General features: G+C 70.1%; 13 protein-coding genes. 12 read left to right on the top strand and 1 reads right to left on the bottom strand.

Annotation, left to right across the window (positions count from 1 at the left end):
- Positions 1–91: 91 nt before the first annotated feature.
- The 7 genes from obgE to ACQEWB_RS16670 all read left to right on the top strand — a co-directional run bounded on the left by obgE (position 92) and on the right by ACQEWB_RS16670 (position 11,579).
- Positions 92–1,543, top strand: a complete 1,452-nt coding sequence (gene obgE, locus ACQEWB_RS16700) for a GTPase ObgE (RefSeq protein WP_432831647.1) — start codon at positions 92–94, stop codon at positions 1,541–1,543.
- A gap of 152 nt (positions 1,544–1,695) precedes the next feature.
- Positions 1,696–3,186 (top strand): FG-GAP-like repeat-containing protein, encoded by a 1,491-nt coding sequence (locus ACQEWB_RS16695; protein WP_432831645.1) that lies wholly within the window; start codon positions 1,696–1,698, stop codon positions 3,184–3,186.
- Between the two features lie 247 nt (positions 3,187–3,433).
- Complete coding sequence (locus ACQEWB_RS16690; protein ID WP_432831643.1) at positions 3,434–4,984, top strand: alkaline phosphatase D family protein; 1,551 nt, start codon at positions 3,434–3,436, stop codon at positions 4,982–4,984.
- Between the two features lie 104 nt (positions 4,985–5,088).
- The gene (locus ACQEWB_RS16685) at positions 5,089–6,279 is read left to right on the top strand and encodes a hypothetical protein (protein WP_432831641.1); all 1,191 of its coding nucleotides are present in this window, start codon (positions 5,089–5,091) and stop codon (positions 6,277–6,279) included.
- Between the two features lie 193 nt (positions 6,280–6,472).
- Positions 6,473–7,969, top strand: a complete 1,497-nt coding sequence (locus ACQEWB_RS16680) for a D-ribitol-5-phosphate cytidylyltransferase (RefSeq protein ID WP_432831639.1) — start codon at positions 6,473–6,475, stop codon at positions 7,967–7,969.
- A gap of 149 nt (positions 7,970–8,118) precedes the next feature.
- A complete protein-coding gene (locus ACQEWB_RS16675; RefSeq protein ID WP_432831637.1) occupies positions 8,119–10,206 on the top strand; it encodes a hypothetical protein in 2,088 nt (695 codons plus the stop codon).
- 167 nt (positions 10,207–10,373) lie between these two features.
- Positions 10,374–11,579, top strand: a complete 1,206-nt coding sequence (locus ACQEWB_RS16670; protein ID WP_432831635.1) for a glycosyltransferase family 2 protein — start codon at positions 10,374–10,376, stop codon at positions 11,577–11,579.
- A gap of 142 nt (positions 11,580–11,721) precedes the next feature.
- On the opposite strand, the gene ACQEWB_RS16665 is transcribed toward ACQEWB_RS16670, so the two are convergent.
- Positions 11,722–13,131 carry a polysaccharide pyruvyl transferase family protein gene (locus ACQEWB_RS16665; protein WP_432831633.1) on the bottom strand — a complete coding sequence of 470 codons (1,410 nt, stop codon included), beginning with the start codon at positions 13,129–13,131 and terminating at the stop codon, positions 11,722–11,724.
- Positions 13,132–13,322: 191 nt separating this feature from the next.
- Between ACQEWB_RS16665 and proB the strand changes: the two genes are divergently transcribed.
- From proB to ACQEWB_RS16640, 5 genes are all read left to right on the top strand, one after another.
- Complete coding sequence (proB, locus tag ACQEWB_RS16660; protein WP_432831631.1) at positions 13,323–14,450, top strand: glutamate 5-kinase; 1,128 nt, start codon at positions 13,323–13,325, stop codon at positions 14,448–14,450.
- Between the two features lie 214 nt (positions 14,451–14,664).
- A complete protein-coding gene (locus ACQEWB_RS16655; protein WP_432843851.1) occupies positions 14,665–15,117 on the top strand; it encodes a hypothetical protein in 453 nt (150 codons plus the stop codon).
- 146 nt (positions 15,118–15,263) lie between these two features.
- Positions 15,264–16,550, top strand: coding sequence for a glutamate-5-semialdehyde dehydrogenase (locus ACQEWB_RS16650; protein ID WP_432831629.1), 1,287 nt, complete (start codon positions 15,264–15,266; stop codon positions 16,548–16,550).
- Positions 16,551–16,670: 120 nt separating this feature from the next.
- The gene (locus ACQEWB_RS16645; protein ID WP_432831627.1) at positions 16,671–17,246 is read left to right on the top strand and encodes a hypothetical protein; all 576 of its coding nucleotides are present in this window, start codon (positions 16,671–16,673) and stop codon (positions 17,244–17,246) included.
- 100 nt (positions 17,247–17,346) lie between these two features.
- Positions 17,347–18,417: a hypothetical protein gene (locus tag ACQEWB_RS16640; RefSeq protein ID WP_432831625.1), complete on the top strand. Its 1,071-nt coding sequence runs from the start codon at positions 17,347–17,349 to the stop codon at positions 18,415–18,417.
- The last annotated feature ends 16 nt before the right edge of the window (positions 18,418–18,433 follow it).

Genomic DNA, 18,433 nt, shown 5'->3' with positions numbered 1-18,433 from the left:
CCCGTGTGGGAAGGCGGGTCCGCCTTTCGCGTGTTTCTAATAGGGCACAGCAGTACAAGAGACATCCCGTAAGTAACTGGAGGCACACCCGATGACCACCTTCGTGGACCGCGTCGAGCTGCACGTCGCCGCGGGTAACGGAGGCCACGGCTGTGCCTCCGTCCACCGTGAGAAGTTCAAGCCGCTCGGCGGACCCGACGGCGGGAACGGCGGACGCGGCGGGGACGTGATCCTCACCGTGGACCAGTCGATCACCACGCTCCTCGACTACCACCACTCCCCGCACCGCAAGGCCACCAACGGCAAGCCCGGCGAGGGCGGCAACCGGTCCGGCAAGGACGGCCAGGACCTGGTGCTGCCGGTGCCGGACGGGACCGTGATCCTCGACCGGGCGGGCAACGTGATCGCCGACCTGGTCGGCCACGGCACCTCGTACATCGCCGCGCAGGGCGGCCGCGGCGGCCTCGGCAACGCGGCGCTGGCCTCCGCGCGACGCAAGGCGCCCGGGTTCGCGCTGCTCGGTGAACCGGGGGACCTCCAGGACGTCGTCCTGGAGCTGAAGACGGTCGCGGACGTGGCGCTGGTCGGCTACCCGAGCGCAGGCAAGTCCTCGCTGATCTCGGTGCTGAGCGCGGCCAAGCCGAAGATCGCCGACTACCCCTTCACCACCCTCGTCCCCAACCTCGGTGTGGTGACGGCCGGTTCGACCGTCTACACCATCGCCGACGTGCCCGGTCTGATCCCGGGCGCCAGCCAGGGCAAGGGGCTCGGCCTCGAGTTCCTGCGGCACGTGGAGCGGTGCAGTGTGCTCGTGCACGTCCTGGACACCGCGACGCTGGAGTCCGACCGCGACCCCGTCTCCGACCTCGACATCATCGAGGAGGAGCTCAAGCAGTACGGCGGGCTCGACCGGCGGCCGCGGATCGTCGTACTGAACAAGATCGACGTACCGGACGGCAAGGACCTCGCCGAGATGGTGCGGCCGGACCTGGAGGCCCGTGGCTACCGGGTCTTCGAGGTGTCGGCGGTGGCCCATCTCGGGCTGAAGGAGCTGTCGTTCGCGCTCGCCGACATGGTGGGCAAGGCGCGCGCCGCGAAGCCGAAGGAGGAGGCCACGCGGATCGTGATCCGGCCGAAGGCCGTCGACGACGCCGGCTTCACCGTGACCCGCGAGGAGATCGACGGCGAGTCGCTGTTCCGGGTGCGCGGCGAGAAGCCCGAACGCTGGGTGCGGCAGACCGACTTCAGCAACGACGAGGCCGTGGGCTTCCTCGCGGACCGGCTCAACCGCCTCGGTGTGGAGGACGAGTTGATGAAGGCGGGCGCCCGCTCCGGCGACGGCGTCGCCATCGGCCCCGAGGACAACGCGGTCGTCTTCGACTGGGAGCCCTCGATGTCGGCCGGCGCGGAGATGCTGGGCCGCCGTGGCGAGGACCACCGCTTCGAGGCACCGCGGCCCGCGGCGCAGCGCCGCCGGGACCGCGACGCCGAGCGGGACGAGGCGATGCGGGAGTACGGCGACTTCGATCCGTTCGCCGAGTAGGCGGACGGCGCGCCGGGTTGACGCCGGGAAAAGTCGGGGCGCACTTCAGGACAACCACCGCGCCCGACGGTGAGTCGTACTGGGCACGCGGAGGGGGGATCTTGGATCCCCTTGCCGCGGTCAACCGCCCTTCGGACTCCCGGAGTTGCCGCATGGACAGACGCAGACCCAGCACGGCCTGGCGTACCGGGCTCGCCGTCGTCATGGCCGTCACCGGAGCCGTCGCGCTCCCGGTCACCGCGCACGCCGCCGTCGGCAGCGGGCCCGCTGCCACCGGACTCCAGGACGACTTCAACGGCGACGGGTACTCCGACCTCGCCGTCGGCGCGCCCGCCGCGACCGTCGGCGGCAGGAAGACCGCCGGGTACGTCGCCGTGGTGTACGGCTCGGCGAGCGGGCTGAAGACCTCGACCAAGCAGGTGTTCAGCCAGAACAGCGCCGGGGTGCCGGGGACCGCCGAGGCCGGCGACCAGTTCGGCTCCGCGGTGACCAGCGCCGACCTGGACGGCGACGGGTACGCCGACCTGATCGTGGGGGCCGGCGGGGAGGACACCGCCGTCGGCGCCGACGCCGGGCTCGTCGAGGTGATCTGGGGCGGCGCCAGGGGACTCTCCGGTGGTGCCTCGCTGGCGTCCGGGAAGGCGTCGTACGACAAGCTCGGTGCCAAGGGGCATCTGGCGGCCGGTGATGTGGACGGTGACGGGGCGCCGGACGTGATCACCGTGCAGAACGCCCACGACCTCCGGATCCTCGGCGGTGGCTTCGCCCGGGACGGCTCCACCGCGCACGGCGGACAGGTTGTCGTCGACCGGTTCGACAGCCGGGTGCTCGACCTCGCCACCGGCGACATCAACGGCGACGGCATCACCGACATCGCCGCGGTCGAGAACGACGGCGACGAGTACGACGCCCGCCGGGTCGTGTACTGGACGGGCAGCGCGACAGAGATCAATCCGTACACGCTGGTCACCGACATCGACGGTGCCGCCCTCCAGGGCGGCGAGAACCTCGCCCTCGGGGACGTCAACAAGGACGGCTACGACGACATCGTGGTGGGCCGTGCCGTCGACGGCTACGACAGCGACCTCGACAACCCGTACGTCAAGGGCGGCCGCATCACCTGGATCCCCGGCACCGCCGACGGGCCCGACGGGGTCAAGGCGAAGTTCGTCTACCAGGACACCCCGCTGGTGCCGGGCACCGCCGAGACGGGCGACCGCTTCGGCACCGACGTCCAGGTCGCCGACGTCGACGGGGACGGCTACGCCGACATCGCGGCCGGCATACCCGGCGAGGACCTCGGCTCGGTCACCGACGCGGGCAGCGTGGTCGTGCTGCGCGGCACCAACACCGGCCCGACGAGCAGCGGCTCCATGGTGTTCAGCCAGAACACCGCGGGCGTGCCCGGCACCGGGGAGAAGGGCGACGCCTTCGGCTCGGCCACCCGCCTGGTGGACGTCACCGGGGACGGCCGCGCCGAACTCGCCGTCGGGGCGCCCGGGGAGAACGCCGGTCAGGGCGGGGTGTGGGTGTTCCGGGCCACCGAGCACGCCATCACCGCGACCGGCTCCTCCACCTTCGGCGCGGGCACCCTCGGCACGGTGGCCGCCGGGGCGAGGCTGGGCTCGGGCTTCGCCTACTGACCCGCCCCGCGAACCACCGACCGGAACCCCCGAAACCCCCGAACGGCCGTGCGGCGCGGGTTGCCTGACGTGCCGTGAGACCCGTTGCGACAAGATCGGGTTCATCCTGTTGTTCCCGTGTCGCAACGGGTCTTCTGTTGTCTACCCAGTTGTCATGCACGCGCAGGCTCGGGTTCAGCGGGTGGACCGCCCGACTGCGTGAGCCTTGCACGTGTCCAAGAGGCCAGCGAGGCAAGGGAGTTCGCGCATGACCGGTGCAATCCAGCCCGACCGTCGCCGATTTCTTACCGCAGGCGCCGCCGTCCTCGGCGCCGCCGCCTCCGCGCAGCTCTGGCTGCCGGGCACCGCCCGGGCGGCCGAAAACGCCCTGCCCGACGGGGTGTTCAGCCTGGGCGTCGCCTCCGGCGACCCGCTCCCCGACGGCATCGTGCTGTGGACCCGGCTCGCCCCCGACCCGCTCAACGGCGGCGGCATGCCCGACAGCGTGGTCCCGGTGGAGTGGGAGATCGCGCAGGACCAGCGGTTCAGAAAGCCGGTCCGCCGCGGTGTCGCCCAGGCCCGGCCCGAGTACGGGCACAGCGTTCACGTCGATGTACGGGGCCTGCACCCCGACCGCTCGTACTGGTACCGCTTCCGCACCAGCGGCCAGATCTCGCCGACCGGCCGCACCCGCACCGCCCCCCACCCGCACAGCAAGGGCGGCTCCCTGCGCGTCGCCCTGGCCTCCTGCCAGAACTGGCAGCACGGCTACTTCACGCCGTACGCCGACATGCTCGACCAGGACCCCGACTTCGTCCTCTTCGTCGGCGACTACATCTACGAGTCGACGCCGGCCTCGACGGGGCCGCGCAGGCACGAGGGGACGGGGGAGCCGTACACCCTGGTGCAGTACCGCAACCGGTACGCCCAGTACCGCAGCGACCCCGACCTGGCCGCGATGCACGCGAACGCCCCCTGGGTGGTCACCTTCGACGACCACGAGGTGGACAACGACTTCGCCGGCGAGGTCCCGCAGGACCCGGCCAAGCAGTCGCACGACGCCTTCGTGGCCCGGCTGACCGCGGCCTACCAGGCGTACTACGAGCACATGCCGGTCCGCGCGAGCGCCGTCCCGAGCGGCCCGCACATCCAGATGTACCGCCGCCTGGAGTTCGGCCGCCTGGCCCGGCTCAACGTCCTCGACACCCGCCAGTTCCGCAGTGACCAGGCCACCAGCCAGGCCGGCGCCCAGGACCCGGCGCTGACCATGCTGGGCGCGGAGCAGAAGGCGTGGCTGCTCGACGGGATGCGGGACTCGCCCGCCCGCTGGAACCTCGTCGCCTCGCAGATCATGATGGCCGAGACCGACCTCCAGCTCGGCGAGGGCAAGCTCTGGTACTACGACGCCTGGGACGGCTACCAGGTCGAACGAGGCGCCCTGCTCGGGGAGTTCGCGGACGTCCGCAACCCGGTCGTGCTCAGCGGCGACCGGCACCTGACGATGATCAGCGACCTGAGGACGGACTACGCCGACCCGGACTCCGAGGTCGTGGGCGCCGAGTTCGTCGGTACGTCCATCTCCAGCAACGGCGACCAGGACCAGGCCGCCTTCCACGCCCAGTGGGACCCGCTGAAGGCGGACAACCCGCACTGGAAGCTGATCGACGCGCACCGCGGCTACCACCTCTTCGACATCCGGCAGGGCGGCATCGACGCGCAGGTGCGGGTGGTCGACACGGTGGTGCGGCCGACGGCGACGGCGAGCACGTACGCCCGGCTGCGGGTGGAGAACGGCCGCCCGGGCGTCGAACTCGCGTGACGGCCGTGGCTGTGTGAAGCCGGTGTGAACGGAGCCTGGGACTCATCTGTGTCCCAGGCCTCTCTCAGGTAAGTCTCAGGTACTGCTCTTACCGTCCCTTAACCATGGAGACGGACTGTACGAGAGACGACGCCTTGATGAACGTTCTCGCCCCGCTGCCCGCCGGCACCCGGTTGCTGCACATCGGCCCGCACAAGACCGGGACGACCTCGATCCAGGGCGCGCTCTTCGCCGCCAAGGAACAACTGCCCGCGCACGGCGTGGAGTTCCCGGCGCACACCCGGCACCCGATGGAGGCCGCGCTGGCCGCCTGCGCCCGGCCGGCGATGATGGGCGACACCGTGCCCACCGACGAGCACTGGACGAAGCTGCTGCGTCAGGTCGAGGCCACGGGTAAGAACACCTCGGTCGTCAGCAGCGAGTTCTTCGCCGACGCGGAGGACGACGCCACGATCGCGCGGATCGTCGAGCAGCTCGGCGGCGACCGCGTGCACATCCTGGTCACCCTGCGCCCGCTGGCGAAGATCATGCCCTCGCAGTGGCAGCAGTACGTGCAGAACGGTCTGCGGATGGGCTACGAGAACTGGCTCACCCACATGCTCAAGAAGGCCCCGTACGAGCAGCCCAACCCCAGCTTCTGGCGCCGGCACCGGCACGACCGGCTGATCGAGCGGTGGGCCCGGGTGGTCGGGCCGGAGCGGATCACCGTCGTCGTGGTGGACGACAGCGACCGCGGCGGGCTGATGCGCACCTTCGAGGCGCTGCTCGGACTTCCGGACGGTCTGCTCCAGCCGGTTCCGGACACGGCGAATCGCTCTCTTACCCTCGCCGAGACCGAAATGCTGCGGAATCTTAATAAGGAATTCCGCGGCAATGAACTGCCCGACGAGCTGTATTCCAAGCTCGTGCGCAATGGCGCGGTGATGCATATGAAGAACGCGTGCAGTCCTTCGCCCGAGGACGTGAAGATCAGCACCCCGGCCTGGGCCCTGGAGGCCGCCGCCGGAGTCGGCGCCGAGATGGTCGAGCGAATCGACGGTTTCGGGGTACGCGTCCTGGGTGACCCCGCGCTGCTGGCCGCCGTACCGAAACCGCCCGTCTGGGAGGCTCCCGCCGAGCCGCGGATCGCCCCCGAGGTGGCCGCTCAGGCGCTGTACGGAGCCCTCGCGGCGGCCGCCGCGGCGCCCGTGCGGCACACCTCCGCGGCCAAGGCCCGTACGGTTCACCAGACCTCTTCCAAGGAACTTGTGAAAGTGCTTTGTCACCGCTGTCTGAAGAAGCTGCGGCGGCACTGATCAGCTGTGCGGTTACTCACAGCAACCAACGGCAATGGGTGGGCGGTCCCGGTAGGGGTTCGCGGTGTCACCAGCAGTGCAAGGTGAATACCAGGTGGCGCGTACATATGCAGCGAACGGCGCTCACCTTGCACAGCGGTAACCGCAAGTGGGACCATTTCCCCGTTCCCTGACGCCCCAAGGTAGGTCCTCTGTGTCGAAGCACATAGCCAAGCCCCGTACCACCGCAGTAGTCCTGGCCGGTGGTACCGGTCAGCGGGTGGGTCTGTCGATCCCGAAGCAGTTGCTGAAGATCGCCGGCAAGGCAGTCATCGAGCACACCCTGACCACCTTCGAGAAGGCCGACTCGATCGACGACGTCATCGTGCTGATGGCGCCGGGCTACGTCCCCGACATCGAGAAGATCGTCGCCAAGGCCGGGTTCACGAAGGTCAAGAAGATCATCGAGGGCGGCTCGACGCGGAACGAGACCACCGAGCGCGCCATCGAGGCCCTCGGCGAGGGCCTGGCCGAGGGCGAGGACATCAACGTCCTCTTCCACGACGCCGTACGCCCGCTGCTGGCCCGGCGCGTGATCGACGACTGCGTGACCGCCCTCGAGCGCTACCAGGCCGTCGACGTGGCCATCCCGTCCGCGGACACCATCATCGTCACGCGCACGCACGGCGAGGACGGCGAGTTCATCACCGAGATCCCGGACCGCTCCCGGCTGCGCCGCGGCCAGACCCCGCAGGCCTTCAAGCTGTCGACCATCAGGCGGGCCTACGAGGTCGCGGCCGGCGACCCCAACTTCCAGGCCACCGACGACTGCTCCGTCGTGCTCAAGTACCTGCCGGACGTACCGATCCACGTCGTCGCGGGCGACGAGTACAACATGAAGGTCACCCAGCCGGTCGACGTCTTCATCGCCGACAAGCTGTTCCAGCTGGCCTCCACGGCCGCCCCGGAGCAGGGCGACGAGGCCGCCTACCGCGAGCTGCTGACCGGCCGGACGGTCGTGATCTTCGGCGGCTCGTACGGCATCGGCAAGGACATCGCCGAGCTCGCCGAGGCCTACGGCGCCAAGGTGTACGCGCTCGGCCGCTCCACCACCGGCACCCACGTGGAGAACCCGGAGGAGGTCGACGACGCGCTGTCCAAGGCGTACGCGGAGACCGGCCGGATCGACTACGTCGTCAACACCGCGGGCGTGCTGCGCATCGGCAAGCTGGCCGAGACCGACAACGCGACCATCGAGGAAGCGCTGAAGGTCAACTACCTGGCCCCGGTGCAGATCGCACGTTCGAGTTACAAGTACCTCGCCGAGACCAAGGGCCAGCTGCTGCTCTACACCTCCAGCAGCTACACCCGCGGCCGCGCCGAGTACAGCCTCTACTCCTCCACCAAGGCCGCCATGGTGAACCTCACCCAGGCCCTGGCCGACGAGTGGGCCGGCGACGGCATCCGCGTCAACTGCGTCAACCCGGAGCGCACCGCCACGCCCATGCGCACCAAGGCCTTCGGCCAGGAGGCCGCGGGCACGCTGCTCTCCTCCGAGGCGGTGGCCCGCACCTCCCTCGACGTGCTGCTCTCCGAGCTCACCGGGCACGTCATCGACGTCCGCCAGCAGGACCCGACGGCGGGCGCCGCGAAGGCCTCCGGCTTCGAGCAGGCGCTGGCCTCGGTGCTGGACGTACAGGACGGCGTGTAATAATCGACGGGAATTAGTCTTCCGTTATTCAGGCCTCTGCTTTCCGGTGTTAATGCAGTGCATTCGGCAGTGCATCGACCGGGGCTTCGCAGGGGCCTGAATACGTAAACAGAACAAAACCGGCACTCCCCTCCCAGAGCAGGTTCTCCGTGATATCCACCGCTATTCGCGTCGCCCGGGTGGGCAGCGCGGCCGAGCTGGCCGCGGCGGCGCTCATGATGCTGGGCTTCCCGGCGCTGTTGCTGGCCGCGATCGTCCCGAGCACGCCCGCCTTCGCCGCAGCGGCAGCCGTGACGTACCTGGCCGACCACTATCTGCACCGCAAGGGCAGCTACCTCATCAACCTGCTCAACAAGGTCCGAGCCGGTCTGTCCATCCGGTTCCTGATCCGTGAGCTGCTGCTCGTCCTGCTGCTGGCCAGGCTCGGCCTGTCGGAGGAGCCGGTCTTCTACGCGGCGATCGCCTGCTTCATCGTCTTCTTCGGACTCCAGGCCCCGCACGGAGCACTGGTCACCCTGATCGGCAGGCGTCGCCAGCTGCCGGTCGTGACCCGCAACGTCGACCTGGCGTCCCGGCTGACCATCCCGGACGCCCCGCCGCGCGCCCTGATGACCAAGGCCGGGCAGAAGATGCTCCACCTGGACCTCGCGGCCATCGTCGGCCTGCTGGTCTGTGCCATCGGCGACGACCTCGACCTCGCCGGCTACATCGGCGTCGGCGTGACCCTCTTCCTGGGCATGCTGTACGTCCTGCTGCTGATGCCGCACCTACGCGCCGACCGGCTGCCGCCCAAGCCGGAGAAGGTGCTGGACACGGTGAGCACCTGGCTGCGCGAGTACCGCCCGGAGACCGTGCTGTACTTCTCCGGCTCCAAGGACTCCGCGTACCAGGTCAACATGTGGCTGGAGACCATGGAGCAGCTCGACTCCAGGCCGCTGGTGATCCTGCGCGAGCGGGCCATCCTGAACAACCTGGTACCGACCACGGTCCCCGTCGTCTGTGTGCCCGGCGGTGTGCACCTGATGAACATGGACCTCGGCACCGTGCGGGTCGCGCTCTACGCGGCCAACGTCGGCAAGAACATCCACCTGCTGCGCGTCCCCACCATGAAGCACGTCTTCATCGGCCACGGCGACAGCGACAAGCTGGCCAGCGTCAACCCGTTCAGCAAGGTGTACGACGAGGCGTGGACCGCGGGCCGCGCGGGCCGCGACCGCTACGCCATCGCCGACGTCGGCGTCCGCGACGAGGACATCGTGGAGGTCGGGCGCCCGCAGCTGGCGCCGATCCAGGGACTGCAGGGCGTGCCCGAGGGACGTATCCCCACGGTGCTCTACGCACCCACCTGGGAGGGCTGGGACGGCGACCCGGGCAACACCTCCATCGTGCTGGCCGGCGAGAACATCGTGAAGAAGCTGGTCAAGGCCGACCCGCCGGTCCGGGTGCTGTACAAGCCGCACCCGTTCACCGGCACCGTCAGCAAGGAGGCCGGCGCCGCGCACCGCCGTATCACCGCGCTGGTCGAGAAGGCCGCCGCCGAGCGTGCCGCCGACTCCCGCTTCACCGCCGATGCCGCGGCCCAGGCGCAGGCCAGGGCCGAACTCGCCAGGATCGAGGCGCGGCTGGCCGAGCTGTCCGGGACCGCGAGGGGCCGGGGCGACGAGGCCGAGACCGCGCGGGACGGGCTGGTCGACCAGCGGAAGCACGAGGAGGTCGCCCGGCTGCGCGGCGAGTGGAACGACGCCTACTGGCGGTCCCTCGGCAGCTTCGAGCACCGCGTCATCTCGGGCGCCGAGCCGCGACTGTACGACTGCTTCAACGTCTCGGACGCGATGGTCTCCGACATCTCCTCCGTGGTCTCCGACTTCATCGCCAGCGGCAAGCCGTACGCGGTGACGGACTCCGCCGAACTCGGTGTCGAGGAGTTCAAGCGGCAGAACACCGCCGTGCGCGCCGCCACGATCCTCTCCAACTCCGCCGCCGAACTGGGCGAGTTGCTGGCCGCGGTGCGCGACCCGGCCGCCGATCCGCTGGCGGCGGACCGCAAGGAGCTGAAGCAGTACCTGCTCGGCCCGGACGAGCCGACCTCCATCCAGCAGTTCAACACCGCGGTCGCGGACCTGGCGCTCAAGGCCGGGACCCGCAACCTCGGCCAGGAGTCGCGGGCCGCCGCGGCCGGGGCCGCCGGGGCCGACGAACTGTCGGACGCGCTGTCGGCGCAGCCGCCCACCGGATGAGGCCGCCGACCGTGTGAAAACGGTGAGAAGGACCCGGTTTCCGAGGAGTGATCCTCGAAAACCGGGTCCTTTTTACGTATCAACAGGCAACCCACAGACGGGGTCGTCCGTCTACTAGGTAGCCATTCGGACCATACGGGGGAAACTTTCCGTGACTAGGGGGAAATGTGACCGTGGCGCAGCCTGATGTGACTGTCGTCATCGGGGCGTACGAAGCGATGCCGTACCTGGTCGAGTGCCTGGCTTCGGTCGAGGCACAGACCATCGACCCGGGGCGGATCGAGGTCATCGCGGTGGACGACGGATCCACCGACGGGACGGGGGAGTGCCTGGAGGAGTTCGCCGAGCGCGTGGCCATGCCGGTCACGGTGATCCGGCAGGACAACTCCGGCGGGCCCAGCGGCCCGCGCAACGTCGGTCTGGGGAAGGCCGGCGGGCGCTACGTCTTCTTCCTGGACGCCGACGACCGGCTCGGCCCGGAGGCCCTGGAGCGGATGGTCGCGATGGCCGACCGCAACGGCACGGACGTGGTCCTCGGCCGCGTCGAGGGCGTCAACCGCAAGCCGCCGGGGTCGATGTGGGGGAAGACCCTCGAGCGCACCGACGTCTTCTCGTCCAACATCAAGTTCACGCTGAGCGCGCAGAAGCTGTTCCGCCGGGAGTTCCTGGAGCGGCACGGGATGCGCTTCGACGAGTCCCTGTGGACCGGCGAGGACGCGCTGTTCACGATGGAGGCGTATCTGCGGGCGGACGGGGTGTCCGTCATCGCCGACTACACCTGCTACTACCTGGTGGGCCGCGAGGACGGCAAGCACGTGACGAAGAGCGGCGGTTACACCCTGCGCTTCGACTCGGCGCGTGCGCTGATGAACCTGATCGCCGCGCATGTCCCTGCGGGGGAGCGGCGCGACTCGCTGATGCACCGGCCCTTCGTCGTCACGCTGCTGCCCCAGTTCGGGCCGAAGTTCCTCAAGGACAGCGAGAAGGTACGGCGGCACAAGTTCGAGCTGGCCAAGCCGCTGATCGAGGAGTTCTGGACGGAGGGCGTCGCCCAGCGGCTGCGGGTCGACGAGCGGCTGCGGATGCATCTGGTCGCCGAGCAGAAGCCGGAACTCCTGGTGCCCGTCGTGGAGTTCGTGAAGGCGAAGAAGCAGGCGGCGGCGTTACTGGAGAAGAAGGGGCGGGAGGTCTATCTCGTCTACCCGTACTTCCGTGACGCCTCGGCGGGGATACCGGACCGGGTGTATCTGGCTCCGGTGCGGGAGGCTCGGGCGTTTCCGGGGTATCGGGAGCACTCGCCGACCTCGGTGTTCCGGCGGGCTGTGCGGAAGGCCCGGCGGGTTTTGAAGGGGCGGGCGGTTGTGGCCGCCTAGGGGGTCGGGGGCGGGGGAGTCCGTGCGGCTGACGGTCCGTTGTGGCTTGTCGCGCCGGCGCGGCGGTAGCCGCAAATTCAACACAGCCCCGCGCCCCTGAAAAACCCGCAGTCCCCGCGTTCCTGGAACGCGGGGACTGCTGTCAGCGGCCCGACTGGAGCGCCTTGCGGATCGGGCGGGCCACCACCCGGCGGGCTCGGCGGTAGACGGACGTGGAAGCCGGGTCCGGTGTGGCGGACTTGGTCGCGCCCCGCTTCAGCTCTCGCTTCAACCGGTCGTTGTCCAGGGCCAGTTCCGCGATACGGCTCTGCATCCAGCCGAATCTCGACGTGAGCGAGGCCAGGTCGACGTTGTTCCAGGGGCGGATGCCCGCCGGGAAGGCCAGGTCGTTCATCCGGGACTCGAAGGCCGCGCCGGCGTCGCCGTGGGTGAAGGTGTTGCGCAGGCCGTTGCGGTCCAGGAACGCCGTGAAGCGTTCGAAGCGCTCCAGGTGGCCGCCGGTCAGGGCGGTGAAGTCGGCCTCCTCGTACAGGGTGGCCGGGTCCAGGCCCTCGGGCAGCGTGTCGATCCGGCGGTGCGGGATGTCGAAGTAGCGGCACAGCTCCAGCGTCCGCGAGTCCCCGCACAGCACCGTCGCCGGCGTGCCCGCGAGCAGCGCCGCGATGTTGCCGTGGATACGGGAGCCGAACGAGAAGTCGTACCCGCGCAGATCGTCGATCCAGGTCACCGGGTCGACGTAGACCCGGACCTTGTCCTCCCGGTACATCGGGTGGTCCGGGTGGGTCGGGATCGCGGTCACCGCGGCGTTCGGGTGGGACAGGTCCCGCCAGTGCAACTGCCGTGCGTCGCTGAGGTTCTGGCCGATGAAGGTCAGGTGCGGATAGCGGGCGTGGGCGCAGTCGATGACCTTGCCCAGACCCTGGCTGCGGACCGCGCTGTGCGAGCCGTTGACGGCGATCCGGGAGTCGGCGGTGAGCCGCGCCGTCCGCTTGTGTACCGGGAGTTCCTTGCCGTACATGAAGAGCGAGGGGCAGCCGATGGTCTCGACGTCCCGGAAGCCCAGGTCCCGCAGGTACTTCTCGGTGAACTCGCCGCGCACCCCGATCGAGGCGCTGCGGTCCAGCACCGCCGAGACGAACTCCCGCACGGACTGCTCCATCGGCTTCAGCCGTGCCGGGTCGTAGTTCAGCCCGGCCTGCGCGCCGACGCCCATGACCACCACAGGGATCCGCAGCTTGCCGATCAGCCGGGTCAGCCGCTTCAGCTGCGGCTCGAAGGACGGCCGGAAGGCGTTGGCGAGCGGGATGACGAAGGCGTCGTACTCCTCGTTGATCCGGCCCGCGGCGGAGACGTCGGTCCGGATACCGTTCGAGACCACCTCGGTACCGGGCGTCTCCAGGAGCTTGTGCGCGGCGTCGCTGAAGATCAGGTTGCCGGAGTTGGTGGCGATGACGTCCTGGTCGAGGGCCTCCTCGACCGGAACGGCGTCGAAGGGGCTCTTCCCCGAGCGGAGGAGGATGCGCTGCTGGTGTTGATGGTCTTTGGGTGGCACGGTGTTCAAATTAAGTTTGCCTGGGCTTTTATTTCTATAGGCAACCAGTGCAACCTTTTTGCCATGAGCACCACGTGAGCAACCGGTTACACGATGTCTGTCCGGGGACTGGACCGATGCGCGGTGGAGATGCCCCTTCGCGTAGATTGCCTGGCGGGGATGCCCGAGTGCGCGAGGGGACGGAACAGTCGGTGGCAGGGGCAAGGCAGGGCGTCGCGGACGCCCGCAGGATCGTCGTCAAGGTGGGCTCCTCGTCGCTGACCACCGCCACCGGCGGTCTCGACGCCGACCGGGTCGACGCGCTCGTCGACGTCCTCGCCAAGAGCCGCAGCGGGGGAGAGAGGGAGATCGTCCTCGTCTCCTCCGGTGCCATCGCCGCCGGTCTCGCCCCCCTGGGCCTGCGCCGCCGCCCCCGCGACCTGGCCCGCCAGCAGGCCGCCGCCAGCGTCGGCCAGGGCCTGCTCGTCGCCCGCTACACCGCCTCCTTCGCCCGCTACGGCGTCCGCGTCGGCCAGGTGCTGCTCACCTCCGACGACATGAGCCGCCGCGCCCACCACCGCAACGCCTCCCGCACCCTCGACAAGCTGCTCGCGATGGGCGCGTTCCCGATCGTCAACGAGAACGACACCGTCGCCACCGACGAGATCCGCTTCGGCGACAACGACCGGCTCGCCTCGCTGGTGGCGCACCTGGTCCACGCCGACCTGCTGGTCCTGCTCTCCGACGTCGACGGCGTGTACGACGGCGACCCGAGCAAACCGGGCACCTCGCGGATAGCGGAGGTGCGGGGGCCGGCGGACCTCGCGCACGTCGAGATCGGCAGCGCGGGCAAGGCCGGGGTCGGCACCGGCGGCATGGTCACCAAGATCGAGGCGGCCGGGATCGCCGCGGCGGCCGGGATCCCGGTGGTCCTGACCAGCGCCGTGCACGCGGCCGAGGCACTGTCCGGCGGGGACACCGGTACGTACTTCCACATCACCGGCAAGCGCTCCGCCGACCGCCTGCTCTGGCTCCAGCACGCCTCCACCCCGCAGGGCTCGCTGACCCTGGACGACGGTGCGGTACGGGCGGTCGTGGAGCGGCGCAAGTCGCTGCTGCCGGCCGGGATCGCCGCCGTCGAGGGCGAGTTCGTCGCCGGGGACCCGGTCGAGCTGCGGGACGCCGGGGGGCGCGCGGTGGCCCGGGGGCTCGTCAACTTCGACGCCAAGGAGATCCCCCAGCTGATCGGACGTTCGACCCGGGAGCTGGCACGCGAGCTGGGACCGGCGTACGAACGCGAGGTCGTGCACCGCGACGACCTGGTGATCCTGCATCCCTGACGCCCGTCGCGGCGGCGGGCCGACCAGGTGAGCGCGGCTTCCTGACGCCCGTCAGGGACCGAAAACAGGGGGAACGCCCCGCAAATCGGCCCGCCCTGAGGTGGACGTTCCGCAAAACCGCCCCACAAGCCCTTGCGGCCTGCTCAACTTTGCTCAGGGACACATTCCGCCGAGCATCGCTCGACCCTTGGTGAAGGAGGCCGTCGTGAGACGAGTGCGCCCTGGGGCGGCGGCGTCCCGCGACGGCGTCGCCTCCCGGCCGGCCGGCGAGGAGCGCGCCCTGACCAGCGTCGCGGCCGGCGACCGCTACGAGGAGCCGGCCGACCTGCCCCGGCTGTGGCACGTCACCCTCAGCGTCTCCGGCAAGGAGGCCCCGCTGAAGGAGGTGCGGCGCGGCCTGGAGCAGCTCGCCCACGACCACCCCTTTCTGCTGACCAGCAGATACGCCAACGACCACGCCGAGATCCGCTACTGGGAGGAGGCCCGCGACCTGCACGACGCCGCCGCGGTCGCCCTCCGCCTGTGGGGCGAGCACCGCCAGACCGCGAAGCTGCCGCCCTGGGAGATCGTCGGCCTGGAGGTCATCGACCGCGAGACCTACCACCAGCGCCTGGCCGAGGGCTACGGGCCGCCGCCGGCGACGCCGGTAGGGGTGCACCCTTTTTGAGCGGCCATGGACCGCAACCATCAATTGAGGAACCCCCACGGCGAGCAACCCGGTCCGCGAGAGCGGCGCCGGTTTAGGCGCAGAGGACAGTCTCGGGGTTTGGAATGCTCGCTGGACCCGTCCGCGTGGCGCACTACCCTTCCCTCATGACCACGTTTTCGCCGTACGACTCCATGTCCCCGGTCAACCGGGCCGCCTACCGCGCCAAGGCCGCCGCCGCCGACCTCGCCCCGCTGCCGCGCGCGGTCAAGGACGACGCGCTGGGCGCCATCGCGGACGCGCTGGAGGTCCGTACGAGCGAGATCGTCGAGGCCAACGCCAAGGACATCGCCAAGGCCCGCGAGGCCGGCACCAGCGAGGCGATCATCGACCGGCTGACGCTCACCCCGGAGCGGGTGCGCGCGATCGCCTCCGACGTGCGGGACGTCATCGCGCTGCCCGACCCGGTCGGCGAGGTCGTCCGCGGCTCGACCCTCCCGAACGGCATCGACCTGCGGCAGGTCCGCGTCCCGCTCGGCGTGGTCGGCATCATCTACGAGGCCCGCCCGAACGTCACCGTGGATGCCGCCGCCCTCTGCCTGAAGTCCGGCAACGCGGTCCTGCTGCGCGGCTCGGCCTCCGCCTACGAGTCGAACACCGCCCTCGTCCGGGTCCTGCGGGACGCCGTGGGCGGGGCTGGACTGCCCGCCGACGCGATCCAGCTCGTCCCCGGCGAGAGCCGCGAGAGCGTGCGCGAGCTGATGCGGGCCCGCGGTCTGGTCGACGTGCTGATCCCGCGCGGCGGCGCCTCGCTGATCCAGACCGTCGTGACGGAGTCGATCGTCCCCGTCATCGAGACCGGTGTCGGCAACTGCCATGTCTACGTCGACGCCGAGGCCGACCTCGACATGGCGATCGACATCCTGATCAACTCCAAGGCCCAGCGGCCCAGCGTCTGCAACGCCGCCGAGACCCTCCTGGTCCACCAGGACATCGTCCCCGAGTTCGTGCCGCGCGCCCTGGACGCCCTCGCGGAGGCCGGGGTGACCGTGCACGCCGATCCGCGGGTGCTGGCATATGCCAAGGACTCCAAGGCGACCGTCGTCGAGGCGACCCCGGAGGACTGGGACACCGAGTACCTCTCCTACGACATCGCCGCCGCCGTGGTCGACTCCCTCGACAAGGCCGTCGAGCACATCCGGCTGTGGTCCTCCGGTCACACCGAGGCGATCGTGACGACCTCCCAGCAGGCCGCCCGCCGCTTCACCCAGCTGGTCGACTCGACCACCGTCGCCGTGAACGCCTCCACCCGCTTCACCGACGGCGGCCAGTTCGGCTTCGGCGCGGAGATCGGCATCTCGACGCAGAAGCTGCACGCGCGGGGCCCGATGGGCCTGCCGGAGCTGACCAGCACGAAGTACATCGTCACGGGCGACGGGCACATCCGGCGCTGAGCCGCCGGGGGCGCATATGCGCCCGGCATGCGCCCCCGTACCGCACGAGATACGTCTCACAAAGCGGATGAATTTCCATACCGTCTGCCCAAATTGACCCCCCAGGTCTACTCTGGATTCGTGCCGGAGGACGTGGGGGGCACGCCGTTCCCTGACGGCTGGGAGCCCGACGACGACCACGACCGCGGGGTGTCGGACGAAGAGTTCGCCTCCGTGGTCTTCGACGAGGCCTTCGTACGGGCGGCCGTGGTGCACGAGCCGACCGCCGTCGAGCGCCTCCTTGCCGCCGCCCAGGCGAGAGCCGAGGCCTCCGAGGCGGAAGCGCGCCGCGCGCACGGCCGGGGCGAGCGCTACGAGGACGGGTACGGCCCCGAGGGCCGCGCGGATCTCGGCCATGATCCCGAGCTCGACGACCTGGACGACACCGACGTGCTCGAAGGTCGCTACGGCGCTCCGGGGACGTACGGCAAGAAAGTCCACTGGCACCGTCCGGTCGCCTGGATGCTGGCCCTGGTGATGGGGATCGGCATGGTCGCGCTGGCCTTCACCGCGGTCTACCGTGGTGGCTCCTCGGGCAGCCGGGACCGGGTGCCACCGCCGGCCTCGACCGGCCTGGAGCAGGGCACCGCGGCGGCGCCCTCCGCCTCCGCCGACACGTCCCAGCCGGCGATCTCGGTGATCCCGCGCAACCCCTGAGCGGTCGGTTGGCGCTCACTTTCGATCCTGGTGAGAACCTGTCAGAACTTGTCGTGTACCAGCGCGTTTACCTGAGCTCTCGGAGACCTACCCTGAATATATGGGCGGGCCTGGAAACCCACCTGAGGGGACACCCGAGGGCGGCCCCGGAGGTGGCGAGGACGAGTACCGATCCGTCGTCTTCGACGAATCGTTCGTCCGCGCTGCCCGCCTCCAGGAGTTCTCCGCGCAGGAGCGCATGGCCGACCACGCGCCCGCCGTACGCCGCCGTCCGACCCTCCACCGCGGCCTGTCCCGGCAGGCCCTGGTCCTGGTCCTGCTGATCGCCGTCGCCTTCGGGACGGCGATCTACATGGGTGTACGGCACCCGTACAGCACGCCGGCCGCCCGGCAGCCCGTCGAGCCGCTGCGGATGACCGTGATCCCGCTCTCGCCGCAGGGGAAGGTGCCCGGAGCGACCGATCCCGAGTACCTGTACGCGCACAGCCCCGCCGCGCAGTTCCGCGTCGGCGCCGAGGGCATCCCGCTGCCGGCCGCGCGGCGCACCGCGCACTTCTCCGACAGCCAGGTGGTGGCCGCGCTGACCACGGCGAAGGACTACATCGTCCGCTCCTCGCTCTACCCCGAGGTGATCACCGGTCAGGAAGTGCGGCCCGTGCGGGTCATGCTGGACGGCGACCAACTCGACCAGTTCGACCAGAGTTTCGAGCATCCGGTCGCCGACGGGCGTCACCAGCCCACCGGTTGGCTGGTTCGCTTCGACCAGACCCGCGCACAGCTCGCCGACAGCAGGATCCGCGTCGAGGGTTCGCTCCAGGTCGCCGAGACCGACTCGTCGGCCCTCGAGGTCACCGCGGACCACACCTTCGTGTACGCGCTCAAGCCCACGGGGTCCGGCGCCAAGGCGCAGGCCTCGCTGTTCACCGTCCGGCGCGAGCTGCACTTCCGGTTCGACCGGGACGATCTGCGGCTGCACCAGGCGCAGTTGATCGTGTCGTACGTCCAGGCGGGGCCGCTGTCCTGCGCCGAGGACTCGACCAACCACCTGCATCCGTTGCTTGCCGGGCAGACGGCCAAGTCGGGAGGGCCGGCGGGGACGGATCCGTATGCGACGGGCGGCACGACGGCGCTGTGCGGGGCGTTGGCCACCAGCGCGGAGCCGAAGGTGTGATGTGAGAAGCCAACGG

This window comes from Streptomyces sp. CA-249302, assembly GCF_050936785.1.
Lineage (GTDB): Bacteria > Actinomycetota > Actinomycetes > Streptomycetales > Streptomycetaceae > Streptomyces.
This window is presented reverse-complemented; position numbering and strand designations above follow the sequence as displayed.